Below are 25,834 nucleotides of genomic sequence, written 5' to 3'. Positions count from 1 at the left end.
GCCTTTCTTAACAGGAGGGCTTTTTTTAGCATCAGATATGAAGGAAGAAAACGGATTTAGTACGGGAGAAGAAAAAGAGACAGCAGTACTCGTTGCTGTTACGACGCAGAAACAAAATGCGGCGCAAACGTCAGAATATTTAGCGGAGTTAGCCTTTTTAGCCTCAACATCAGGTGTATTGACCTTAGCAAGTTTCACACAAAACTTAGCTAAACCTGATAACCGCACCTACGTGGGAAAGGGGAAATTAGAAGAGATTATTGCTTATCTAATCGCGAAAGATGTGGATATGCTCATTTTTGATGATGATTTAAGTCCATCACAAGTCCGTAACATCGAATATGAAATCTCACTCTTAGGCAAAGAGATGAAGGTGCTAGATCGTAGTTTATTGATTCTTAACATATTTGCTCAGCGTGCTAAAACAATTCAGGCCAAAACCCAAGTTGAACTAGCGCAATATCAATACATGTTACCACGATTAACGCGGATGTGGTCGCACCTTTCCAAGCAACGCGGTGGTGTGGGTATGCGTGGGCCAGGTGAAAAAGAATTGGAGACGGATCGTCGGATTGCCAATGACCGCATTTCCTTTTTAAAAGATAAATTAGAAAACATCGACAAACAATCTTCGACACAGCGGAAGAACCGGGACCGAATGGTTCGTATTTCGCTTGTGGGATATACGAACGTGGGTAAATCGACACTGATGCAGAAATTAGCTAAAGTGGATGTTTTCGCTGAAAATAAATTGTTTGCAACGGTGGATTCTACGGTTCGCAAGGTAGTTTGGGATAACCTCCCATTTTTATTGACAGACACCGTAGGTTTCATTCGTAAGCTCCCTACCCTATTGATCGAGTCCTTTAAATCAACTCTAGATGAGGTGCGCGAAGCGGATGTCTTATTACACGTGGTGGATATTTCTCACCCTAATTTTGAGGAACAAATCGAAGTCGTTCAAGGAATTTTAAACGAAATGGGTGTAGGTGACAAACCGTCCATTCTTGTATTCAACAAAATCGATCTCTTCCCTGTGGAAGATATTTTCTTCGAAGGATCTGAAGTCGGAATAGACGGCGAGCCGCAATTGAGTAAGATGGACCGAGTGACTGCATTTTTAAAGAACACACACTGGAAAACCAATACCCCTAAAACGGTATTCATTTCGGCAGAAAAGCGCAGTAATTTAGCGGAACTTCGCGAGACAATTATGGATATGATAAAGGACAAACACCAGCAGATTTTTCCTAACTGGTTAGAAGGAAATCACTTGATGGGTCATAATGATGGGTATACTCCAGAGTAAGAGTAGAGAGTAGAGAGTAGAGATTGGCGCTGTAGTTCAACGGATAGAATAGGCGTTTCCTAAACGCTAGATCCGGGTTCGATTCCCGGCGGGGCCACCCAGAGGGAAGCAGAAGAGCGCACCTTCTAAACGCTAGAGACGGCCGGGGTCGCGCTCGACTCGATTCCCGGCGGGGGTCGCGCTCGACTCGATTCCCGGCGGGGCCACCCAGAGGGAAGCAGAAGAGCGCACCTTCTAAACGCTAGAGACGGCCGGGGTCGCGCTCGACTCGATTCCCGGCGGGGCCACAAGACAGTAAACAGTAGTCAGTATGGAGGGAATGAGTCCGGAGCCTATTGGCAGTCATCGCTTCGCGATTCAGTCACGACTGCGTCGTTTAGTCGCCTTCGGCTTAGTCCGGAAGGAATGTTTTACCATTTACCATTCACCATTTACCAATAAGCAATCTATACTCTACTTTATTCTTTGTGCTTTATGCTTTATTCTTTACATCGGAACAATTCTCATACAAACGGTGTTTAATTTAAACTTGAATTATATTACTTGAATCAGCCTTATATTCATCAACTTTATACTAGCACTGAACAACTTCCCGAATCGTGGGATCAGGTATCAGAATCATGTATTTTCTTGCAAAGTGATTACTTAGCTATTTTGGAAAAATCGTCACCCATTAATATGTCTTGCACATTTGTGGGCATATTTTCAGACGATAAATTAATAGCGACTGCTTTATTTCAGGAGATTGATTTAGCCATGTTGACGAGTTTTGGAGAAAGAGATAATATCGTTTTAACTGCGCTTAGAAATTTCTTATTTCGCCAGTTCGCCTCCAAATTGCTTATTGTAGGAAATAATATGTTAAGTGGCCAAAACGCCTACGCCTGTTTACCTTCAGCTAATGAAGAAAAGGTTTTGGAAAAATTAAAGGAAATTTGCGACGACTGGCCTAAAAAACCTCACTTAACTATTTTCAAAGACTTCACTGAAACTCAAACAAAACCCTTCCAAACGCCTGCATTTACGTCTGATTTCCCTTTTAGTTCTCAACCAAATATGATTTTCGAGATTCGATCTCATTGGAAAAAAGAAGAAGATTATATAGCGGATTTGACGAAAAAATACCGAGATCAATACAAACGATGCCGTAAAAAAGGGAGCACGATTCGTAATCAAGAGTTGAGTTTTGAGGAAATAGTACAGAACGAAGAAACAATCTATTCTTTGTACTTACACGTTGCTTCTAGCGCCCCATTTAATACGTTCATATTACCCAAAATGCATTTTTCGAACTTTAAAAAACAGCTCGGAGATGACTTTATTCTACGCGGATACTATCTAGAAAATGAGCTTGTTGGTTTCACCACCATTATTCGCCACGGCAAAGAATTAGAAACCTATTTTTTAGGCTATGATGACTCGATTCAACGAGAGAAAATGCTTTATCTTAATATGCTATACGACCTTATTGACTGCGGCATTTCGCAAGGTTTTGAACGTATCATTTTAGGTAGAACTGCACTCGAAATCAAGAGCTCAATTGGCGCCAATCCCGTACAATTAAATGGATTTATGCGTCATTCTAATTCGCTGATTCACATGAACCTATCCTTTATTTTCCCCTTATTAGAGCCTACTACAAATTGGATACAACGCCATCCCTTTAAGGATTAAATCGCAGACGAATCAATTAAGCATTCCACATTAGGGTGCATCCATAAAAACGAAGCAGGGCAATCCGTACCAATTTTACGCTCCATTATACGTTTAACCGCATCTTGCTTTCCTTTTCCTGTAACTAAAAAGATAATTTTCTTTGATTGCATAATGCCTTCCATTCCTACACAAAGCCCATAGGCTGGCTCTGAACCTTGAGAAAGAGCTGGGTCATGCGCTATCGTAGATTCGGCTAACACCGCTTTATGGAAATCCGGATTTAAACTTGATGCTGGTTCATTAAAAGCTATATGACCATTTTTTCCTAGGCCCAAAATACAAATATCGAAAGGTCCTTTCGCCTTGATAAATTGGCTTAAACGTGCACATTCAGCTTCCACTAATTCGGGTGCCGTATCGAAAGTCGTGTATCTTTCGTCAGCTATTTCTAGTGGTCCTAACAAGTGTTTGATTAGATAAGATTCACAAGAATCAGGGTGACTTAAGGGGATAATACCCCATTCATCCATCTTAATAACACGCATTTGCGCATAAATTGCTTTATCCTTAGTCATTTCAGCATACATTCCTGTAGGACTTCCTCCAGTGGCGGCACAAAATAATAAAGTAGGATTTTCCTGCACTTCAGATGCAATAAAATGAGCTGCCTTTTCACTTAAAGCGGCATAATTCTCTAAATAGGTAATTTTCATTTTAATAATTTAGGTGGCAATATACCAAATAAAAAATAGAACATTTTTAGGATCATGTAATTAATTAATAGCTTATCCTAATCGAAAAATGAGATTATCAGTTTACTGATAATTTAACATTTTAACATTGCCCCAATTCGCTCTATATACTCACAAAAAGACATTAATAGCTATTAATCAGTTAGTTAATAATTTGTACACCATTCATTTAAAAACCGTTTACGTAAATTGCTGAGGCATTCCAAAGAATGTACTACCACTAAAACATGCTTACAATAAAATACCTAACCCCACTATTTACGTTTCTACTTTTCTGCCTAATTTCAATTTTGAGTTCGTTTACTATTTCGGCTCAAGATTGGAATTACCAGATGGGAATTAATTCCTCCAATTTCAACTACATAAGCCCATCTGGGATAGCACAAAATTCCTTTCAACCAGATGCAGGTTTGCATCTTTCCGTTCAACGATCAAATCGATTAATTGATTCCGCTAAAACACCTAGCCATTTTTTACGAAAATTAGATTACCAAATTGGCTTAGCAATTAACCAATTTAATTCATTGGGGGAAACTCAAAATATCCCCTTCTCTTATTCCTCTACTTATGCGGGACTCCAGCTAGGAATTGGTATGAAATCAAGATTAGGCCGCGGATTAAGTCTCCAGTATAGAAGTCTGGTTCAAGTACAAAAATTACTAGTAGGATCCCAAAAAATGGGGAATCAAGTATTTAACTTACAAGCAAACAAGCAATTTGATCGTATCATTTTCCAATTAGGAGGCGAAGTGAAACTAGCGAAACAAGTGAATTCCCAAACGGCCCTTTTTGCCTACATCTCCAATTCTTGGCAGCTAAATAGTATCCAACAAGATGGTAGCGATTTCGCGATAAATCCGATGTCATTCGGATTTGGCATACAATATTCTCCCCTTAAATAGCCATGAATAAATTCATCTATACTATCCTATTTATAGGGATTTCCCTTTATTCTTTTGGCCAAAAAACAGGCATTAATTACCAAGCCGTAATTCTAGACCCCAATCCTATTTCGATGCCGGGAAATAACTTTAGTGGTCAGGCACTGGCCCAAGCAGCTATTCAATTAAAATTTAGCCTTTTAACAGGATCTCAACTCAATTACCAAGAGACCCAAACTACTCAAACGGTTGCATATGGTTTAATTAACGTCATTATCGGGAAAGGACTAAAAATTACCCCGAAATCGTTTGATGAAATTTCATGGAATGATACACTAAAAACACTTCAGGTAGAGGTTAAATTCGCTTCGGCCAGTAGTTTCATTGAAATTAGTCGCTCGACACTCCTATATAGCCCTTATGCGCTCTATGCAAAGTCTGTTGATTACCGAAATGTAAAGGGGACGCCTACTAAATTATCCTATTTCCAGAACGATGCTGGTCTTTTGAATCAAACGGATTTAGCCACGCTTCGATTAGAAATCAAAAATCAAATTGACCAAATTATACTAAATGATGTTCCTTTGGCATCCGCTATTTTACCTGGTAAAATAAAACTTTCAGGGGACTTGGCTGGTGATGCTATAGCACCGCTAATTAAAGCAAACGCCATAACGCCTGAAAAGATCTTAAATGGGGCGATTCAAAGTTCGAAATTAAAAGATTCAAGTGTGGTAGATCAAAAAATTGCATTTGGCATTAATCCGGCAAAAGTGGGACTAGGGCAGGTAAACAATACCTCTGATTTAACGAAACCAATCAGCACAGCCACTCAAACGGCTTTGGACCTAAAAGGAACCGTTAAAAAAGTCAATGGTATTTCGCCTGACGCTAATGGAGAGGTCACGATTACGCTAGGTAAAAATTACACAGGAGTGTATAATGCGGGAGTTTTTATAACTAAAGCGACTCCTGTGGATGGGGATATTTTCATTGTATCTGCTGATCCAGATGGGGCTAATAATGGTCGAACATTTATCAATATTGATACGGTTTGGAATGAAATAACAAACAATATCGGTACGACTGATGCGAGGTATGTACAATTAGCAGGTAATACGATGCAAGGCAATTTAATTTTCCCTTCTGGTAAAAAAGTAACGCTCACTGACTTACCTACCTCTTCCACTGATGCGGCGAATAAAGACTATGTGGATGCAGCAAAGACATTGGATGCAACTTCATTAATCAATGGTAAAATTAGACTTTCAGGTGACTTAACAGGAACCGCAGCAAGTCCTGAAATTGCAGTAGGAGTTATCACAAATACCAAAATTACCTCTGGAATCAGCGCTTCTAAGGTGGGATTAGCTAATGTAGATAATACGTCTGATGCCGCGAAACCCATCAGCGCTGCTACACAAACTGCCCTAGATTTAAAGGCTAGCATTGCTTCAGTGAACCTGAAAGCGAACACAAGTGATCTTGCGTTGAAAGCGAACCTGACGGATTTAAATTTAAAAGCACCCATCGCCTCTCCCACTTTTACAGGTACTGTTTCTGGTATTAGCGCAGCGATGGTAGGACTAGGCTTTATAAATAACACCGCTGATCTTTCTAAACCAATCAGCACAGTTACACAAACAGCACTAGATTTTAAAGCGTCTATTTCAGCTCTTAATCTAAAAGCAAATTCCACCGATCTCGCCTTAAAAGCAGACAATACTGATTTGAATTTAAAAGCAGCGATTGCATCCCCCACTTTCACGGGTATTGTTTCAGGTATCAATGGAACAATGGTGGGTCTTGCTAATGTCAATAATACAAGTGACGCGAATAAACCCATTAGTTCAGCTACTCAAACAGCTTTAGACCTAAAGGCCAATGCCTCGGATGTAAGTACTAGTTTAGCACTAAAGGCACCTATTTTATCGCCAACCTTCACAGGAACCGTAAGCGGAATAACAGCAACAATGGTGGGCTTAGGCAATGTAAACAATACCACAGATGCAAATAAGCCGATCAGTACGGCCACCCAAACTGCCTTAAACTTGAAAGGCACCGTTAAAAAAGTGAACGGCGTATCGCCTAATGCTGCCGGAGAGATTGCTATTTCACTTGGACGAAATTATACAGGGTTATATAATGCTGGAACATTTACTACCAGTAGTACACCGGTAGAAGGGGATATTTTTATCGTGTCCGGCGACCCCACTGGCTCCAATAATGGACGTACCTTTATTTTTGTAAGTACTAGTTGGAATGAGATTACAAATAATATAGGCACCACAGATGCTCGATATGTGCAATTAGCGGGCAGTACTCTCCAAGGAAATTTAATTTTTCCAACGGGAAAGAATATCACGTTAACTGATCAACCTAGTTTATCCACAGATGCGGCTAACAAGGCTTATGTTGATGACTCAAAAACGCTAGATGCCACCACTCTTTTGACTGGAAAAATTAGATTAGCAGGTGATTTAACTGGAACGGCGACGAGTCCTGAAATTGCTAGCGCTGCTATTACCGATGCTAAAGTTGCCTCCGGAATCAGCCCAACTAAAGTAGGTTTAGGGAATGTCAATAACACGAGCGATGCGAATAAACCCATCAGTTCCGCTACTCAAACTGCCTTAGATACGAAAGCAAGTAATACTTCTTTAGCTTTAAAGGCACCGATCGACTCCCCTACTTTCACAGGCACGGTTTCTGGAATCTCGAAAACAATGGTCGGTCTTGGAAATGCAGATAATACAACGGATTTATTGAAACCCATTAGTACGGCAACTCAAGCAGCGCTTGATTTAAAAGCGACCATTACCGCTCTGAATTTAAAAGCAAATTCAACTGATGTTGCCTTAAAAGCGGATATCACCGATATGAATTTAAAAGCGCCTATTGCTTCCCCTACTTTCACGGGGACGGTGTCAGGGATCTCGAAAACAATGGTCGGTCTTGGAAATGTTGACAATACAACGGATTTATTAAAACCAATAAGTACAGAAACACAGACTGCCTTAAACTTGAAAGTTAGTTTTACTGGTATTGAGACAATGACAAATAAAACCTTAACCTCTCCTACCTTAACAGCGCCAGTGCTAGGAACTCCTGCCTCTGGATTAGCCACTAATTTAACCGGATTGCCCTTATCATCAGGTGTTACAGGAACCTTAGCCGTGGCTAATGGAGGAACAGGGTTTTCGACCTTAACGGGAATCCTAAAAGGCAATGGATCATTAGCCATGACGGCTGCCGTAATCGGCACAGACTATAGTTTAGTAAGGGATGTATCAGATGAGTATGCCGCAACGGTAGGCCAAACAGTATTTAACTTAACTCAAACTAAATCGAGCACTTCCCTTCTAAAACTCTATATAAATGGAGTTAGAATACCAAAGACAGCTTTTAGTCTTTCGGGAACAACATTCACCTACGTTCCTGCAAATAATGAGGCCTATGCGTTAATTGCAGGAGATCGTGTTCAAATTGATTACTTCTACTAAAGCGATGAGAATTTTATTCTTTCTTCTTTTTATTCCGTTTTTGAGTTTTCTCAATTGACTAAATCTGGTTTTAGGAATACGAATCCTACTCTTTATATAGATTTTAGTGGAAAAATGGGTAGCGGTAAAGGTTTAGAGCGGTTTGGAAAAAAAACATACACATTTATTTGTGGAAATACACTTACCATAGTACATGTAGCAGCAAATGGGGTGGCCGCAGAAAATAAAACCATAACCTACGGAACGGTTAAATCATCACTCAGTGGGTCAGAAAAATGCTGGATTACCCAAAACTTAGGTTCTGCAAATCAAGCTACATCTGAGACCGATGCTACGGAAGCTTCAGCCGGATGGTATTGGCAATTCAATAAGAAAAGAGGCTATAAAAATAATGGAACGTCCACATCTCCTGCTTTCCCTACAACGAACTCAAATACAGAAACCATAAATTGGAAAGCTACGACTGATCCCTATACAATTGAACTAGGCACTGGCTGGAGAATTCCGACCGTAACGGAATGGACAAACGTAAATAACACAAATTTGAGGGCGCAAGCTTATGCGGGTGCGCTAAAAATGCACGCTGCTGGATACCTCATGCAAGGAAGTGGCCTATTAACGAGCAGAGGAACTTTTTTCACCTATTGGAGCACCAATTATAGTGATGTTAATTACGCAAAAGCACTAACTATTCAAACCACGCAGACTTATAATCAAATTACAAACAATGATAAGGATGCAGGATTTTCGGTTCGTTGTATTCGAGATTAAATGGACATGAAAATTATCCTTTATCTCCTTCTCTCTTTCGTACTATCAGCGCAAAAATCGACCGAATCATTTCCTGTTTTTGAAAACCCTAAAGCTAAGAATATTTCAATTGATAGCGTTATTATTCTAATCAGAGAATTAAAAACAAAATCCTCCATTTCCTATGGAGAGGCTGTTGATTTTTATTACCTAAAAATAGCCTCTTCAGGCAAAAATCAGTGGATCGAAAAGCTAGAAGAATTCAGCATGGATCCTACTTGTCCCGCGAAACTGAAGGATAAAATCAATGCTCAAATTGAAAAGATTCGAACCTTACAAATAGGAGAAAAAGTACCAGAAATCAGGATAGACGATTTTCAATTAAGTACGTATCAACCAGATCAAGAATACTTTTTACTTTTATTTTACAGCCCATCCTGCTTTCATTGCACCGAATTACTCATTGATTTAATCCATTATTCAGAAAAAATAAAACTGCCTGTGATTGCGTTGCAGATAGATGACGAAATGAACCCTTGGCATTTTCCTGAGTTTTGGACCTTACTAAAAGCCGATGCAAAAATCAGAAAAGACTATGGGGTATTCTCCACCCCTAGCCTGTATTTAGTCAACACAAAAAGTAAACAAATTAGAGCCATTCCAGAAAATCTGTCTGAAATAAAAGAATTCGAACTTCTATTTTAGAATAAAATGACTTTTATCATTCTGATATATCTCTTTTTTGGCTAATTTACAATCATGAAACATGTAGTACTTTTTGCTTTAGGAATCCTTCTTATTTCATGTGAAAACAAACAAGAAACTAGCTTTCCTGCCCTAGGCCCCATCACTGAATCTATTTATGCATCAGGGGTCTTAAAAACTTCAGATCAATACCAAGCTTTCGTAACGGTGAACGGTATTATTAATGAGCTTTTAGTTCAAGAGGGGGATTCAGTGCACATAGGTACACCACTGTTAACTATTACAAATGAAACTCAACGTTTCGGCACTGAAAATGCAGCCTTAGCCGTTAATTTTAATGATTATTCTGCTAATCAAGGAAAATTAGATGACGCTAAACTGCTAATTGAAACGGCTAAGAATAAATTACATGTTGACTCTTCACTCTATTTTCGTCAAAAAAATCTATGGGACCAACAAATTGGGACTAAAGTGGATTTAGAGCTAAAAGAATTAGCCTATAAAACATCCAAGGCCAACTATTTATCTTCCATTCAGAAGTATAGAGATTTAAAACGAGTACTTGAATTTAGTTCCTCTCAAGCGAAGAAAAACTTGCAAATCTCTTCGAATCTAGCACAAGATTTTACCCTGAAATCTAAAACGAATGGAATAGTTTATAGTCTGTTAAAATCAAAAGGGGAAATAGTCAATCCTCAAACCCCTATTGCTGTAATCGGAAACTACAGAGACTTTATTTTAGAATTACAGGTGGATGAAAATGATATTTTAAGAGTTCAAAAAGGACAAATAGTATTGATTACACTGGACAGTTATAAAAAACAAGTATTTGAGGCGGAAGTAGCTAAGATTTCTGAAATAATGAATGAACGAAGCAAAACGTTTTTAGTAGAGGCTAAATTCATCAAGGCACCTCCTAAATTATTTCCGAACATCAATTTGGAAGCTAATATCATGATAAGTAAAAAAGACAATGCACTCTTAATTCCGAGAAATTACCTGAAAAATGATTCAATCGTGATTCTAGCTAGCGGTGAAGAGAGAATTGTAAAAATTGGATTAAAAGATTTCCAAAAAGCAGAGATTCTGTCCGGCCTTCAAGCGAAAGATGAAATCGTAAAGCCGAAATAATGAAGTTTAAACTCGTCTATCAGGTCGCCTTATCTCTACTGATTGCTAGATGGAAACAAACGCTTGTCGCGGCTATAGGCGTGACCATCAGTATAACCATGTTTATTACGGTTCTAAGCTTCATGTCTGGGTTAAATGACATGTTAGATGGCTTGATTACAAATAGAACGGCTCACATACGTATTTATAAGGAAATTAAAATTTCAGAAACCCAGCCAGCGGATTATGTTAACTCTAAGGGACATAATTTCGTCTCCTCTATTAAACCTAAAAATGAATTATTAGGTATCAATAATAGTAAGACGATCATTGCTTCCCTCCAAAAAGATAAACGTGTTTTAGGTGTCGCGCCTAAAATCAATGCACAAGTATTTTATAATGTAGGAGCTGTTGATTTGACAGGAGCTATATTGGGGATAGATCCAGTCGAAGAAAATCGACTATTTCATTTTAGTGATTATGTCACCGCCGGGAATTATATAGACCTAAAAAATATCCCTAACAGTATTATTCTTGGTAAAGGCGTAGCAACAAAAATGATGGCAAACATAGGTGATGTCATTCAAGTCACCACTAGTAAAGGGGAAATAGTCGCGCTTCGAGTGGTGGGTATTTTTCAATCTGGCATTCAAGAATTTGATAATGTGCAGAGCTATTGCTCTTTAACAACAACTCAAAAATTAGTCGGTAAACCCAGTAACTACATAACAGATATACAAGTGAAGCTGAAAGACATTCTTTGGGCTTCTGAAGTGGCTAAAGAGTATCGAAAAGTGTACGAATTAAATGCCGTGGATATTCAATCCGCAAATTCACAATTTGAAACTGGCAGCTCTGTCAGAACACTCATCTCCTATGCCGTGGGTATTACACTTTTATTAGTGGCAGGATTCGGAATATACAATATTCTCAATATGATGATTTACGAAAAAATGGATTCTATTGCCATATTGAAAGCGGTTGGATTTTCGGGTAATGATGTGAATAAAATTTTCCTATCCATTGCTTTGAGTATTGGAATTTTTGGAGGCCTAATGGGTCTATTAATGGGCTTTAGTTTATCATCGATCATCGATCAAATTCCATTTAATACAGAATCACTTCCTACAATTAAAACCTACCCCATTAATTATAATCCAAAATTCTATTTGATAGGTGGAACTTTTGCAATTATTACAACCTATTTTGCTGGATTCTTTCCTTCAAGAAAAGCGAGCGGAATAGATCCTGTCATCATTATTAGAGGAAAATAAGATGAGCAAGATTGTATTAGAAGCAAAAGAAATAACGAAATACTTTCACGATCCCGTGACGGTAAAAATATTAGATAAAGTCAGCTTCCAACTTAATCAAAGTGAGTTTGTTTCTGTAATCGGTCGATCTGGTTGCGGTAAATCTACTTTACTCTATATCCTTTCAACGATGGATACAGATTATGAAGGAGATTTAATGATTGATGGACAATCAATGCGGGATAAAAAGGAAGGTGATCTAGCTATTGTTCGAAACGAAAAAATAGGATTTGTATTTCAGTTCCATTATTTACTTAATGAATTCTCTGTACTAAAAAATGTGATGCTCCCCGGATTAAAACTGGGTAAATATTCAGAAAAAGAAATCGAACATCGAGCCTACGAAAAATTGAAGATTTTAGGCATTGAGAAGGAAGCGTTGAAAGATCCGAATCAATTATCTGGTGGGCAAAAGCAACGGGTAGCCATCGCCCGCGCGCTTATCAATGATCCCTTATTAATTATGGGAGACGAGCCAACTGGAAACCTAGACAAAAAGAATTCAGAAATCGTATTTAATATCTTCCAAGAATTAGCGGAAGAGTATAAGCAAACATTATTGATCGTAACGCATGATAATGAGTTCGCTGCTAGAACTACTCGAATTATCGAGATGGAGGACGGACATATCAAATAAAAAAAGGAGCAAAGGGTTATAAACCCTCGCTCCCTGCATTCATCTGTTCTATTATTATTCCTAGTGGTTAGGCGGTATCAAACTCGCTTTAACAATAGTAGGAAATAAAGAAAGAGGAATGGAATATAAATCCAAGTGTATGTTCCATTTTCGAAAATCCGAACAAACAACTGTCAAAAAGCTGGAAATCAGGTTGGAAATTTATTTTTTCGTTCAGCATAAGCAGAGGGCGACTCCCCTACTAATTCTTTGAAGTTTACGAAAAAGGTTGTCCTTGATTGAAATCCAGATTCTAAACCAATCGCTTCTAAGGTGATAATCTTATCTTTGCCCACATCAATTAATTCTTGCGCATGTTGAATTCGCCAACGCATGCGCTGCTCTAAAAAATTTGTCTGATGGGTCTTTCTGAAATAGAAATTAAAATGGTGCACTGGTATATCCAAAGCTGCAGATAATTGAGCTAATGAAAAAGACGCTTTTAAAAAGGGCTTAAACTCCTCTAGATAGAGATCTAATTTAGTCTCAATTTCAATGATTTTATCAGGAGACAATTCGTAATTAGGTATTTTTAATTTCGCCTCCCGTTCAGCATTGATATAAGGAGCATATAGGAATTCGGGGAAATAGAATACACTAAGGGATAGTACTAAATAAGAACCTAGACCCACATAATTCCATGACGTATTTCCTTGGTAGTTTAATTTAAAATGATTCCCACTAGGCAGAATTAAAAAGAAATAGGTTAAGAAAATAACTAAAAATACCTGCAAAAAGAGAAAACCTGGAATCCAATATTGAAGGATGAAACTGCTCTCATTTTTAGGGCGAAAGCGCAGGTACATTTGGCTGCTGAAAAAAATATATCCACTGCTTAAAATTAATTTCAAATAAAAATGAAAACGAGCACTAAAGAAAAAACCAAGCTGTTGCTTAACCAATTCATGAATGTCAAATTTCACTAATTCCGCTATCATTATTTTATGCGCGAAAGACGTTAATGAATAGGGTAGCATATCCAAAAGCTGAATCAGAAATGGAATGAAGTGGAATAGGTCTTTTATCTTTAACGTGGAATTTTCTTTAAGCATCCCACGAACATAGAAATAGGCAAGAGGATATAGCAAATAGAAAAACGCATCAAAATTCCCGAATAAGACAGCTACGATTTCGAGGTGAAAGTCAACAAATAAACAATAATGAAGTAGGGTAAATAATCCGAAAATCAGGAAATAGAAAAAAAGGAAACGCTTCGGACTCTTAAAGAAAAGGCCAGAGGATTTTAACAGTAAAAGCAGGATTATGAAAAAGCTCATGAACACAGCGAGGCTATGTCCAAACTTATAAATTTCTTGCATTAAATGGTTAGGTATGAGTGGTTACAGGTATTCTAACGAATGTACAACAATACCCCCACAATAAATCAACCCGCCACGTATTTAATCAGTGGGATTTTACGCAATAACCACACGATTCCGCCAGAGATGACAAGGCAAGTAAATGCAGTTAATGGTACACCAATGCTTGGGTGTAGCATTTCACCGTATATGCCTGCTTTAGCTAAATAAAAAAGAACCAGTATATGCAGTAAATAAATGCCGTAACTGTGAGAACTTACCCAATCCCGAAAAGGAGAAAGGAAAGGAATATCAAGGTTTTGGTACCTGAAAAACAAAAACAAACCTGCTGAAGCCAAAACCACACTAGGCGAAAAATTGGCATATAATAATCCGTAAAATTTACCACTCTCCGCGGTGAAATAATAAGAACCGACCATCGTCCATAGCGTACCGAATAGAAAAATTGCCAATGCCTTCCATTTCACCTCTGATGTAAACTCCTTCGTGCTTAAGTAATAGCCTAAAACGAGATAACCTACATATCCTGTGAAATCTGTCAATGCAATCGGCAATTTCAAATAGGGAAAATGAGAATTATTAAACAAAATCGTCAGCCCCCAAATGCCTAAAAAATACTGAATATGAGTCTCCGGAGCAGATCTAATCCACCTCCCGATGATAGGAATAAATAAATAGATTCCTATAATCATGTAGATATACCAAAAATGGTAAGATGCCCCATGGAAATACTGTTCCCCTAACCAAGCTAATCCATCAGAAAAGCCAAAGGCCTTCCCGCGTAATCGAACTTGCCAATTAAAGAGGGAAAAAATCAAATTGTAAAACAGGAACGGCAGCACTATCCGCATAAAACTTTTTTTCAAAAAAGCCCCAATGGCTTCCTCTCGAGGCAAAAGTAAGGCGCCGGATAACATCACAAAAATAGGCACTACATAGCGATAACCTCCATTGTACAGATTGGCTATCCACCAATAATCCGCTGGAACTTTAGTAAAACGAAACAAAATCGTCGCCGAGGCATGAATTAAAATCACACCGATGGTCGCATTTACCCGAAGATTATCTAGCCAACTTATTTTCATTTAGCTGAATGGCTGTTTGTAATGGCGCTTTTTAGTAGCTGCATAAATAGCATTCGCAATGGAGCCACCCGTAGGTGGCAAAGCTGGCTCACCTAATCCAGTAGGCGCAATACCATTATTCACAAAATGAGCATCAATTACTGGCACTTCATTTCCTCTGATCAGGCGATACGCGTTGAAATTTTGAGGACTGGCAACTCCTGCTTGAAAATTCAATTTAGCGTACAAAGCATGACCCATACCATCTATTATAGCGCCTTTTACTTGATTTTCGGCGCCACTTAAATTGATTACTTCACCGCAGTCAGTCACAGCGGTTACTTTCGTCACTTTAGGTTTACTATTCTCTACTTTGACTTCTGCAATTTGGGCAACATACGAGAGGTGAGAATAATACACACTAAAGCCTTGATGCACGCCTGGTTTCTTCTTCCACTGTGCTTTTTCAGCCACTCGTTTAATCACTTCTTCGAACCGAGCAGGCTCATAGGTGATTTTTCCTACCGGGTTGGATATAACTTTTGCCAAAAGTTGTAGACGCATTTGTACTGGATCTTTTCCAGCTGCTTCTGCCACTTCATCTAAGAAGGCTTGTTCTGCAAAACCTAAGAAATTGGTAATAGGTGCGCGCCATGGTCCGGTTGTCACGGCAGATTTTTGGTCAAAAGATTCAATCAACACATTTTCGATAGCCCCCACTGGGAAATTATCCTGGCGAGTCGAATTACCTGCATTCAATCCTACTCCACGTAAATAAAAGGCTGTTATCTCCCCATTAGCATCTATACCTGCTTTAAAATGGTAGCGAGCTGCTGGGCGATAAATTCCTCCTGACATGTCATCTTCTCTCGTCCACATAACTAAAACAGGCTTCTGAATAATACTAGATAATTCAGCAGCTTCTAGCACAAAGTCATTATTTAGGCGACGACCAAATCCTCCACCCATTTTGGAAATTTCTAGTTGAATTTTATCAACCGGAATTTTCAAAAGATCAGATACCGCTTTTTGAGCGGGTTGAGGAACCTGTGTGGGGCCAGCTAATAAAGCTGAATCCTTCTTTACATCAGCAAAGAAATTCATCGGTTCCATGGGGCTATGTGAAATAAAGGGGCATTCATATGTCGCCTCTACTACTTTTACTGCCTTAGCTAAAGCAGCGGCAAAATCGCCGTCTTTACGCATCACCTGAGCCTTGTCGGATTTCATTCCTTCATCAAACCACTTTGCATGCGTACTATTGCTTTCAAGAGGCCCATCTGAGCCGTAATCACACGTCAAGCTAGCGCGAGCCTGCAAGATTTCATAAGTGGATGAACCTACAATAGCCACTTTATTTTTGAATGAAACTACATCAAGTATGCCTGGCATTTTCTTCACATCTTCAGCTGAAAATGATTTTAACGTTGCTCCAAAAGGTGGTCGAATGATTTGTGCAAATACCATCCCTGGTTTTCTAATATCAATACCAAAAAGGGGCTTACCCGTAACGACATTTTTATTATCTACGCCTTTTACCCGCGTACCAATAATTTTATAATCCTTGCGATCTTTAAACGAGACCTCCGCAGGAATAGGTAATTTAGAAGCTGCCTCTGCTAAAGAGCCATAAGTTGCTTTTTGGCCTGAAGGCCCTAAAACTACCCCTTTCGAGGTTTTACAAGAATTAACATCTACCTTCCATTGATCGGCAGCGGCTTGCATCATCATTTTCCTCACGGTTGCTCCCGCCTTTCTTAAACGCTCCCAAGAGTGCTTCAAGGCTCCGCTTCCTCCAGTTAATTGACGTTCAAATAGTTTAGTGTCTAGATTGGCCTGCTCTACTTGAACTTGCGACCAATCGACATCTAATTCTTCTGCCACCACCACAGGAAAAGCTGTTTTAATACCCTGTCCAATTTCTGGATTAGGTGAAAACAACGTGATTTTACCTAAGCTATCAATTGATAAAAAGGCATTAAATCGTCCAGCTGAAGCAACGACCTCCATTGCAGAGGCGTCCGCTGAAAACCAATCAAAACCTAAGGTAAATACACCTGTAAAAAGGGCGGTTTTTTGTATAAAATCTCTTCTGGAAGTTTTCATTTCTTTATTTTTTTAGAGGCTAGTTTAACGGCTTCTTGAATTCGGTGATAGGTCCCGCAGCGGCAAATATTTCCTGACATTCCATCCACAATTTCTTGATCTGACGGATGTGGATTCTTTTTTAGTAAACCGGCGGCTGTCATGATTTGGCCAGCTTGGCAATACCCACATTGTGGTACATCTAATTCGTCCCAAGCAACTTGTACGGGATGCTTTCCAGCTGGATCTAATCCTTCTATCGTCGTGATTTGAGCATTGGATACCGCTGAAATAGGTAAAACACACGAACGCGTAGGTTCCCCATTTACCCAAACAGTGCAAGCACCGCATTGCGCGATACCACAACCATATTTAGTCCCTAATAAGGACAGATGGTCTCTCAAAGCCCATAATAAGGGCGTGTTAGGATCGATATCCAGAGAAACCTTTTTCTTGTTAACTGTGCAATTGATCGCCATAATTTTATTTTTTCTTTATCAATTCTTTAATACGTAAATTTCTAAATTTCAAAGGTGAACCGTGTCCTAAAAACCCGATATGACCTGTTTTGTTAAAAAGTCCAGGATGTTCTCTGTGATCCGCCGTCCCCTCTTTCGTTGCTAGGGCAATATCGCCATCAACGATAACCTCGCCATTCAAAATCACTTTAATTTTATTCCCTTGGGCAATTACCTCTTGTTCATTCCACTCCCCTAGCGGTTTTAAGAAACCTAGTTTAGCCGGGATGATTCCGTAAACAGAACCATGGTATTGGTAAGGCTGTAATTTTGCATAAATAGGTGCGCCATTATCCATAATCTGCAATTCCATCCCCACATAAGCCGCATCCCCCTCTAAAGGAGCCCGAATACCTAGACCATTGTTTGCGCCTGGAGTTAATTGAAAATCAAATTTTAGGTGGAAATCTCCATATTCTTTTTTGGTATACAAATTACCTTTACCGCCTCGTTTAGGATCAATAACTAATTCACCGTTCAATGGAAAATAATCCGTGGTATTCCCCGTCCAATTGAACATGGATGTGCCATCGAATAAAGCCGTAAAATCAGCTTCTGGTGCCACATAAATCGGATCTGTCTTTAATTCCTTGACATAAATATTGCGATAAACGATGTGATTGCCATGTGCCTGCAATTCGATCGCATCTTTCACGAAAATAGGAATTTTGCGATCCCAAAAATTCTCTAAAAGCACATTATCCACCACTAATTCGCCATTTAAGTAAACCGTTACTCGCTCCCCTTTCATGATAATTCGGAAGGTATTCCATTCATCTATTGGGTTATCAGCTACTTTCAACGGGTTCTTTGGGTTGATTTGGTTATTGTATAATCCCCCAGAACCCACTTGAGCACCTACTTTTGTCAGGGATATATCCCAAATCTGAACCTGTGGTGATCCCCTCAAATAGATACCAGCATCGCCAGCTTTCTCGATTTTCCAGTCCACATACATTTCAAAATCTTGGTAATCCTTCCCCGAACACAAGTTATCTCCATGACCTGTAAAATGCAGTTCTTCTCCTTTTGCCTCCCATCCTGCATTCATTATTTTATCTGCTTTTACCTGTAATAAGGCCAACGTATCCGCTGATAATAATCTGCGCTTCACTGGATTAGTTACAAGGCCCTTCCAACCACGTAGATCAGATCCATTGTACATAGTGTAAAAACCTCGCTCACTAGTGGCAATTCTTGAGGTAAACTTGAGTAAAACCTCAGACGTCTTTTCCTTTAATTCTGAGTTTGAAATTTGATTAAATGATTCTTGAACCCAATCTTTCGTCATTTGACCCTGGTATTCGGGGTTCGATACAAACAACGACGCCAACCCATCTGCAGCGACCTGACGAACATTCGGATCTTGCAATCCCAGATATAGCGTCCGCATAGCTGACAACGAATTACATTTCGCTAAACCTTTAAAGATCTGCTCCCGAGTTTCTAAATTCGTTGTTAAATCTAAGGCATTCCGGTAATTCAACACTTGCTGATCTACATTCTTGAACAGTTTCGCGTTAATGCGAGCGTAGGCGCGAATAGCGTCTTCGTTTTTTGTCTTTTTAACTTCAGCATACAACCAAGCCATGTTTTCTACTTCTTGAACGAAAGGAATCCAATTCGATTTTTGAGAAGCCTGCAAAGCGAAAGCAGTAATTTTACTGTTTAATGTTCCATCTTGCTTGGTAATCGAAGTCATCGCTTGCTGCAATGATTTAATCTCAGAGGCTAAAGATGCTTGCGATAATTTACCAGCGATAATATCAAAATCAGCTACACTCACCCAGTAAGTCAAGGCATAAAAGGCGGCAGCACGGGTTGGTAAATTTGATTGAACCGAGCTCCAAACCAAAGGCTTCACCTCAGCCCATTGCCTTGTGGAACCATACACCAATAATACCGTCTTTTGAGCTAAGGAAAGATTATCATAAGTGACTACTACTTTTCTGAAGAAATCATTCGATTTTAAAGAAGTACAAAAATCAGCGATCTCTAGGTTAGACTCTTTTTCAGAGGCTAACATATTCCAAACAACATCTATACCTTTTAGACCCTCTGACTGCAATATAGCCAAGACTTTTTCTGATGAAAAACCAGCTGGCATGGCAGAAATTGCCCAAGATGCTTTATAAGTTCCCACCGCTTTTACAAAAGCGCGTGCGTGACTCGCATCCCATGTTTTTGCTGCGGCTTTCAAAGCGATTAAATCACGCGGTGCACTCAAATAATTTCGCAGAATAAAGGCCGAAACCTGTGGTCTTGCTGCCGAATACCGCTGTAACCAAACAGCTGCATCTAAATGACTCAAGGTATTCATTTCAGCATTTTCTGTCAAACCTACAGCAAGGTAGGCTATCAATTCTGCCCGATTTTTAGCAATAGCCAGGATATAAGATTCCGTCACTTGTGTAGGGTCATAGACCCCTTTTAGTGCATAAGCAGCAGATTTAAGGCTATTGAAATCACCTTTTTGTCCTAATGCACGCAAACGATTTTGTTCTACTCGGCCCGGATCTTGCGAGAATAAAGTAGAACTGATCAATAAAAATAGGATTATATATCTCATTATTTTACAGAATATAAGGTGCACGCATGGGTTGATCCAGTAGGCGATTTGCCTCATCATCCCCTACGATCACTTGATTTATTGGGTCAAATTTCAAATTTCTATGTACGCGCATCGCGATTAAACCCAGGTTGATTAGGGTACAAGAACGGTATCCATTCTCCTCATTCAAGGCAAATTTCTTGCGATTCTTCACTGAATCGACAAAATCAGTTTGTTGCATAACCGGATCCGGAAACTCCGCTAATTTTTTCATTAAATCAGGAATATCTGATTGCATATTGCGGTAAAGTTTTCCTTTAGGACCCTCTATATAGGCCACTTTTTCGTCTTTCGCCTCGCCGTCTAAAACGATTTGGCATCCATCAGCATAAGTATACGTAATGCGATTAAAAATACCCACTGCATCTTTATCTTGCACTGGAGCATCTACCTCGATGTACACCGGGGACTCATTATCCTTACCTAACATATATTGAATCGGGTCCATATAGTGTTGTCCCATATCGCCCAAAGCACCACCATCATAATCCCAATAGCCCCGGAATGTTTGATGCGTACGATGCACATTATAAGGTTTATACGGAGCAGGTCCTAACCAGCTTTCATAATCTAATTCCAAAGGCACCGGCTGCGGAGTCAAATCCGTCTTCCCTACCCAATAAAACTTCCAATCAAAACCAGTATGCTTACTTACCGTAAACTTTAATGGCCAGCCTAATAAGCCCGAATCCACCACCTTTTTCATCGGCTTAACCGTGGTATTCATTCCATAAAAATTGCCTTCAAAACGGAACCAAGTATTTAGTCTAAAAATACGTCCATGCTGCTGCACCGCCTCTTTTAAGCGTTTTCCCTCCCCGATGGTTCGGGTCATTGGCTTTTCACACCAAATATCTTTTCCTGCTCTAGCGGCATCTGCAGCCATTATTCCATGCCAATGTGGCGGAGTAGCGACGTGCACAATATCCACTTCGGGTAATTGAATCATCTCCCGGTAATCGTGGAAAGATTTAACACCCTTTTCTACTTTATCTAAACCAAGTTGCAGGTTTTTCTTATCGACATCACACATCGCAACGACACGAGTACCAGCGTAAGGAATATGTCCTCGACCCATTCCTCCGGTACCGATAATTGCTTTTGTTAATTGATCAGATGGAGCTAAAAAGCCCTTTCCTAATACATGGCGTGGCACAATGCTAAACGCAGCCAAACCTAGAACAGATTGTCCTAAAAATTTTCTTCTTGAAACTGACATGATTAAACAGGTTTTGCTCTAAATATAGGAATTATTTAGGAATTCCTACGCTGATTCTGTGAGGTTTATTCTACTTAATCAGGGCAAAAGAATTTTTCATTAATCGAATCCAACGTTTTGCATTAGCCGCATAATGTGCCTTAGCCATCGCTCGCGTCCATTTCATCACATCTGCATCCCCTTTTAATTTCTCATAGTATTTCTTGCGAGCCTGTACCTCACAAAAATCTACCATACTTTCCTCGGGACGCGCGTAGTACTTATAACTTGATTTATTTTTTTGGGAATATTTACCGCGCAAACCGAAATAATTATTCTGTTTGTTGGATTGTTTTGATTGGCCAAAACCTGACTCACAAATCCCTACCCCAATGATTAATTTAGAGGGTATACCATAGACCATTGACAAGGAATCAATGTAAGGTTTATAGTATTGAATCTTTTCTTGAGTTCCCTGAAAAGCAGCTGCTGGCCACAGAATTAATAAAAATAAAAAGAGGATTAGGTGCTTCATAAGAAGCAAAATTACAAAATTAAGCGTGGATTACCACGGTCAAACTCCGTGCGCCGTGCGCACCAATCACGAGCGATTGTTCAATATCGGCGGTCTTAGAAGGGCCCGATAAAAATAAGCCAAAACCTGAATTAACTTTTCCCAGCTCCTCATAAGCGGCATGCATGTGAGGAACTATTTTTTTTACGTTTATCACTAAATGTTGACAAATGAAAGGTGCTACCCGGTGTGGTAAAGCTTCCTCTAATAACCAAATGGCCCCATTTTCCGCCACGCCAAATTCTCCATCAATTTCCAATACCTCTATTCCCGCTAAACTCAAGCCGTCCAAGGTTTTGTCATAGCGACGTCTACCAGGAAATTCGGTTTCTAATTCCGCCATTGTCATAACACGCGCACCGACCACTGCTAAAGAAGCTCGAAAATCAAACTCTTCCGAAGCACCTTGAAAAGCACCAGGGTGTTTCGACTCAGCGAGAGGTTCGATTTTTCCTAAAATTTGTTCCCTTGCGCTCATCGTTTCTTGTACCATTCTTGAAAACTCTCTTGAGGTGCCACTGGCATTTCCCTTTGCTTATACCAAGGATTCAAACGCGTATTTAACAAACCCGCAAATCTACGCAGTAGCGATCCACCTATTCGATAAATCACCGGATTTGCTAACGTGAATGCCATCAATTTCATACCAATCGTTTTTCCCACAGGAGCTAATCCTGCCTCCATCAAATCTTGGCGCCAAAACCATAATTGCTCATGAATATTAATCTTCACTGGACAAACATTCGAACAGGACCCGCAAAGCGTACTTGCAAAAGGCAAATCTACGTTCGCTTTCTTATCGATATTGGGTGCTAAAATAGATCCAATGGGTCCGGCAACGGGTTGGTGATAGCTATGACCCCCACTCCTTCTGTAAACCGGACAGGTATTAAAACACGCCGCGCAGCGGATGCATTTCAGGGAATTCTTGTATTTCGGGTCGGCTAACTGGCGCGTCCGACCATTGTCTAATAGCACAATATGTATTTCTTGTCCTTCGCGCGGTTTATGAAAATGCGACGTATAAGTAGTAATTAATTGACCGGTCGCACTGCGCGCCAGCAAACGTAGAAAAGAAGCTAAATCTGCCCTTTTCGGGATAATTTTTTCGATCCCCATGCAGGCAATGTGGACTTTGGCTAAATGCGCACCCATATCCGCATTACCCTCATTCGTACAGACCACAAACTCCCCCGTTTCTGCAACGGCAAAATTCACACCCGTAATGGCTACTTCGGAAGCCAAAAAATGACCTCTTAAATGTTGGCGTGCTGCCTCCGTTAAAAACTGTGGATCTTTATTCCCTTTAGGTGTTCCCAAAAATTGATGAAAGGTCTCCCCCACATCCTCCTTCTTTAGGTGAATCGCCGGCAATACAATGTGGCTAGGTGCTTCATTTCGAAACTGTACAATGCGTTCACCTAAATCGGTATCTACGACTTCTATTCCTTTCGATGCCAAATAATCATTTAGATGGCATTCTTCTGTTAACATTGATTTGCTTTTGACAAGAATTTTCGAGCCTTGCGCGGCGATAATGTCGTGTACAATTGCATTATGCTCTGCTGCATCAGCGGCCCAGTGGACGGTGATTCCGTTTGCTTGAGCTTTGGCCTCAAAAGCCTGTAAATACTCTCCTAAATTCGCTAAGGTATGATCTTTAATCTGCGAGGCATGTTCCCTTAAAGCTTCCCATTCTGGCAAAACCTTCGAAACTTTATCTCGTTTCTCCCGTACAAACCATAAAGTTTCATCATGCCAGTCGGTCCGGTCTGCATCCGCAATAAAATTCTCCGAAGCTTCCGCGTGACTAAGCATGATTCAAAATTTCGACAATATGTTTCACTTGAACTTTCGATCCTTGACGTCTCAAAATACCTTCCATGTGCATCAAACAGGAGGTATCCACCCCCACTATATAAGAGACCGCATTTGCGTTATGTTCCTTAATTCTGTCTTGTCCCATCTTCACCGAAACAGCTTCTTCTGTCACGCAAAAGGTGCCGCCAAAACCACAGCACTCATCCACACGTACAGGCAAAACTACCTCAATCCCGCCCACTAAAGCAAGTAAATCCTCGATTTTAGAAAAGTGCTTTTCGTTGCGTTCTGACATCGAACTTAAATGCAGACCGCGCTGACCGTGGCAACTTTGGTGCAATCCCACGCGATGAGGGAAATGGGCATTCAGCGAAGATAATTTCAATACATCCGTCAAAAACTCACAAATTTCATAGACTGAATTCCTTATTTTCTCCGAGGGATGATGCTCCTTTACATGTAAAACGCAAGATCCTGATGGTCCCACGATATAATCAAATCCTTCGAAATTTTGGCTAAAATTAGCGTCACAACCCTCCGTCGAAGACGCAAATCCGGAATTAGCCATCGGTTGACCGCAACAGGTTTGATCTGTAGGAACCACCACTTCGCACCCAAGCTTCTCTAATAATTCCAAACTCGCCACTGCTACCTGTGGATAGAATTGATCAATATAGCAAGGGACAAACAAGGCTACGCGCATGTTAATATCTTTTCAGTTGAATTAAATTGTTTGGCACATCTCCCTGATAAACCAGTAAGGCAGCACCTAAAGCACTGGCTTGCGCCACCTCAGCAGCATAAATCTCCATCTCTGGAAAAGCATGCGCTAATAAACGCATATACCATTCATTTTTACTAAAACCGCCATCCACAAGTAATTGTTTGACAGGGGCGTCTTTAAAAAGCAGGTTTAAGCTAAAGATTTGTTGACCTACCAAATCTACCATGAATTGATCATAGGCCGAAGCTAAATCAGAAAAATCATTCAAATCGCGCGCTGCGAAACCAGATTCAAAAACGGTCGAAAAAGAACTAGATAAAGAAAAAACGCGCTCCGAAAACCGCAAATCCTGGAAAGAACCTCCAAAATAACCCTCCATTCGCGCCACTTGCTCATCATGAAAGTGTCCACCGAATAATCGAGAGGACTTCACTGCTTTGCCGTTTGGCTGCAGATAACACAAGACATCGTTCGCTAATTCGTGAGCTGTTAATGGAAATTCATTAAACGGATGCATCGCAATGCACCAGGTACCAGTTGACAAAAGCACAAAACCGGCTGACATGCCGCGCAAATAAGGTACTAAAGCCGCCGAAGAATCATGCAGCCCTAAGCCATAATGTATTCCATCTATTTCAATACATGTTTCCGTTGAAATGGGTGCTAAGCGATCTTCCATCGCAGACACCCAAGGATGGTATTGACCTAAATCAAAATCCCAAAGTGCCGTATGGCATCCAATGGATGTTATTTCAGAAAAAAGTTTTCCCGTAAATAAGGACGCTAGGTAATTAGGAAAATGTAAAGCTTTAAAAACCTCCGGCCAGAAAGCCTGGAATGAAGCAGCATAAACTTGCAATCCCGAATTTAGATTACCTAAAATAGGTGATGCGGTCTTGCGAGCAAATTCCCCTTCTCCCCCATAATCTGCATAAGGAAAAGGCGTTAAAACCGGCTTTAAATAATTATATAAAGGAGCCACAGGCTCTCCCATGCGATCGACATAGACAAAAGAGGCACCATAAGCCGAGAAATTCAAGCCGATTAGTTCGAATTCGGGCATTTGGCAGAGCTCCGTAAAAGTGGACACAATCCATTGCTGCAAAGCAGCAAGATCCTCGCACGCAAAACCATCCTCATCTACGATCTCGGTGAAATGCTGCTGCTTTTCGAACACCACCTCAAACGCAGTCGACCAGAGAAAAACCTTTTTATTGGTCTTCCCTATGTCAAATACAGCGATGACAGGTGTTTTAATACTCATA

General features: G+C 40.0%; 21 protein-coding genes and 1 tRNA gene. 10 read left to right on the top strand and 12 right to left on the bottom strand.

Annotated elements, in window-relative coordinates; translation table 11 throughout:
• Nucleotides 1-37: 37 nt before the first annotated feature.
• The 3 genes from hflX to ACST13_RS01015 all read left to right on the top strand — a co-directional run bounded on the left by hflX (nt 38) and on the right by ACST13_RS01015 (nt 2,983).
• On the top strand, nt 38-1,309 hold the full coding sequence (gene hflX / locus ACST13_RS01025; protein ID WP_459521361.1) for a GTPase HflX: 1,272 nt from the start codon (nt 38-40) through the stop codon (nt 1,307-1,309).
• Between the two features lie 24 nt (nt 1,310-1,333).
• Nucleotides 1,334-1,410: transfer RNA gene (locus tag ACST13_RS01020), tRNA-Arg, on the top strand.
• Nucleotides 1,411-1,852: 442 nt separating this feature from the next.
• Nucleotides 1,853-2,983, top strand: coding sequence for a hypothetical protein (locus tag ACST13_RS01015; protein ID WP_459521360.1), 1,131 nt, complete (start codon nt 1,853-1,855; stop codon nt 2,981-2,983).
• Here ACST13_RS01015 and ACST13_RS01010 read toward each other — a convergent pair.
• Nucleotides 2,980-3,678 (bottom strand): 6-phosphogluconolactonase, encoded by a 699-nt coding sequence (locus ACST13_RS01010; protein WP_459521359.1) that lies wholly within the window; start codon nt 3,676-3,678, stop codon nt 2,980-2,982. The two genes, ACST13_RS01015 and ACST13_RS01010, sit on opposite strands and share 4 nt — an antisense overlap.
• A 266-nt stretch (nt 3,679-3,944) precedes the next feature.
• Between ACST13_RS01010 and ACST13_RS01005 the strand changes: the two genes are divergently transcribed.
• The 7 genes from ACST13_RS01005 to ACST13_RS00975 all read left to right on the top strand — a co-directional run bounded on the left by ACST13_RS01005 (nt 3,945) and on the right by ACST13_RS00975 (nt 12,616).
• A complete protein-coding gene (locus ACST13_RS01005; protein ID WP_459521358.1) occupies nt 3,945-4,619 on the top strand; it encodes a hypothetical protein in 675 nt (224 codons plus the stop codon).
• Between the two features lie 2 nt (nt 4,620-4,621).
• Entirely contained in the window at nt 4,622-8,101 is a 3,480-nt protein-coding gene (locus ACST13_RS01000) for a hypothetical protein (protein WP_459521357.1), read from the top strand.
• Between the two features lie 114 nt (nt 8,102-8,215).
• Nucleotides 8,216-8,872 carry a fibrobacter succinogenes major paralogous domain-containing protein gene (locus ACST13_RS00995; protein WP_459521356.1) on the top strand — a complete coding sequence of 219 codons (657 nt, stop codon included), beginning with the start codon at nt 8,216-8,218 and terminating at the stop codon, nt 8,870-8,872.
• Nucleotides 8,873-8,878: 6 nt separating this feature from the next.
• The gene (traF, locus tag ACST13_RS00990) at nt 8,879-9,556 is read left to right on the top strand and encodes a conjugal transfer protein TraF (RefSeq protein WP_459521355.1); all 678 of its coding nucleotides are present in this window, start codon (nt 8,879-8,881) and stop codon (nt 9,554-9,556) included.
• A 54-nt stretch (nt 9,557-9,610) separates the two neighbouring features.
• Entirely contained in the window at nt 9,611-10,687 is a 1,077-nt protein-coding gene (locus tag ACST13_RS00985) for an efflux RND transporter periplasmic adaptor subunit (RefSeq protein ID WP_459521354.1), read from the top strand.
• On the top strand, nt 10,687-11,940 hold the full coding sequence (locus ACST13_RS00980; RefSeq protein WP_459521353.1) for an ABC transporter permease: 1,254 nt from the start codon (nt 10,687-10,689) through the stop codon (nt 11,938-11,940). Before ACST13_RS00985 ends, ACST13_RS00980 begins: the two co-directional genes overlap by 1 nt.
• 1 nt (nt 11,941) lies before the next feature.
• Nucleotides 11,942-12,616, top strand: coding sequence for an ABC transporter ATP-binding protein (locus ACST13_RS00975; protein ID WP_459521352.1), 675 nt, complete (start codon nt 11,942-11,944; stop codon nt 12,614-12,616).
• Nucleotides 12,617-12,804: 188 nt separating this feature from the next.
• Here the strand turns inward: ACST13_RS00975 and ACST13_RS00970 are convergent, their stop codons facing one another.
• From ACST13_RS00970 to ACST13_RS00920, 11 genes are all read right to left on the bottom strand, one after another.
• Nucleotides 12,805-13,932 (bottom strand): AraC family transcriptional regulator, encoded by a 1,128-nt coding sequence (locus tag ACST13_RS00970; RefSeq protein ID WP_459521351.1) that lies wholly within the window; start codon nt 13,930-13,932, stop codon nt 12,805-12,807.
• Nucleotides 13,933-14,039: 107 nt separating this feature from the next.
• Entirely contained in the window at nt 14,040-15,059 is a 1,020-nt protein-coding gene (locus ACST13_RS00965) for an acyltransferase (protein ID WP_459521350.1), read from the bottom strand.
• Nucleotides 15,060-17,144 (bottom strand): xanthine dehydrogenase family protein molybdopterin-binding subunit, encoded by a 2,085-nt coding sequence (locus ACST13_RS00960; protein ID WP_459521349.1) that lies wholly within the window; start codon nt 17,142-17,144, stop codon nt 15,060-15,062.
• On the bottom strand, nt 17,141-17,602 hold the full coding sequence (locus tag ACST13_RS00955) for a (2Fe-2S)-binding protein (protein ID WP_459521348.1): 462 nt from the start codon (nt 17,600-17,602) through the stop codon (nt 17,141-17,143). Before ACST13_RS00955 ends, ACST13_RS00960 begins: the two co-directional genes overlap by 4 nt.
• Nucleotides 17,603-17,606: 4 nt before the next feature.
• Complete coding sequence (locus tag ACST13_RS00950; RefSeq protein ID WP_459521347.1) at nt 17,607-20,210, bottom strand: 3-keto-disaccharide hydrolase; 2,604 nt, start codon at nt 20,208-20,210, stop codon at nt 17,607-17,609.
• A 4-nt stretch (nt 20,211-20,214) separates the two neighbouring features.
• Nucleotides 20,215-21,471, bottom strand: coding sequence for a Gfo/Idh/MocA family oxidoreductase (locus ACST13_RS00945; RefSeq protein WP_459521346.1), 1,257 nt, complete (start codon nt 21,469-21,471; stop codon nt 20,215-20,217).
• Nucleotides 21,472-21,541: 70 nt separating this feature from the next.
• Nucleotides 21,542-21,985: a glucosaminidase domain-containing protein gene (locus ACST13_RS00940; protein ID WP_459521345.1), complete on the bottom strand. Its 444-nt coding sequence runs from the start codon at nt 21,983-21,985 to the stop codon at nt 21,542-21,544.
• A gap of 19 nt (nt 21,986-22,004) precedes the next feature.
• Nucleotides 22,005-22,502 carry a LutC/YkgG family protein gene (locus ACST13_RS00935; RefSeq protein ID WP_459521344.1) on the bottom strand — a complete coding sequence of 166 codons (498 nt, stop codon included), beginning with the start codon at nt 22,500-22,502 and terminating at the stop codon, nt 22,005-22,007.
• On the bottom strand, nt 22,499-23,842 hold the full coding sequence (locus tag ACST13_RS00930) for a lactate utilization protein B (protein ID WP_459521343.1): 1,344 nt from the start codon (nt 23,840-23,842) through the stop codon (nt 22,499-22,501). The genes ACST13_RS00935 and ACST13_RS00930 overlap by 4 nt, the downstream gene beginning before the upstream one ends.
• Nucleotides 23,835-24,548, bottom strand: a complete 714-nt coding sequence (locus ACST13_RS00925; RefSeq protein WP_459521342.1) for a (Fe-S)-binding protein — start codon at nt 24,546-24,548, stop codon at nt 23,835-23,837. Before ACST13_RS00925 ends, ACST13_RS00930 begins: the two co-directional genes overlap by 8 nt.
• A 1-nt stretch (nt 24,549) precedes the next feature.
• Nucleotides 24,550-25,833, bottom strand: coding sequence for an FGGY-family carbohydrate kinase (locus tag ACST13_RS00920; protein ID WP_459521341.1), 1,284 nt, complete (start codon nt 25,831-25,833; stop codon nt 24,550-24,552).
• Nucleotide 25,834 lies beyond the last annotated feature (1 nt).

Source organism: Aquirufa sp. A-Brett2-W8 (genome assembly GCF_054558755.1).
This window is presented reverse-complemented; position numbering and strand designations above follow the sequence as displayed.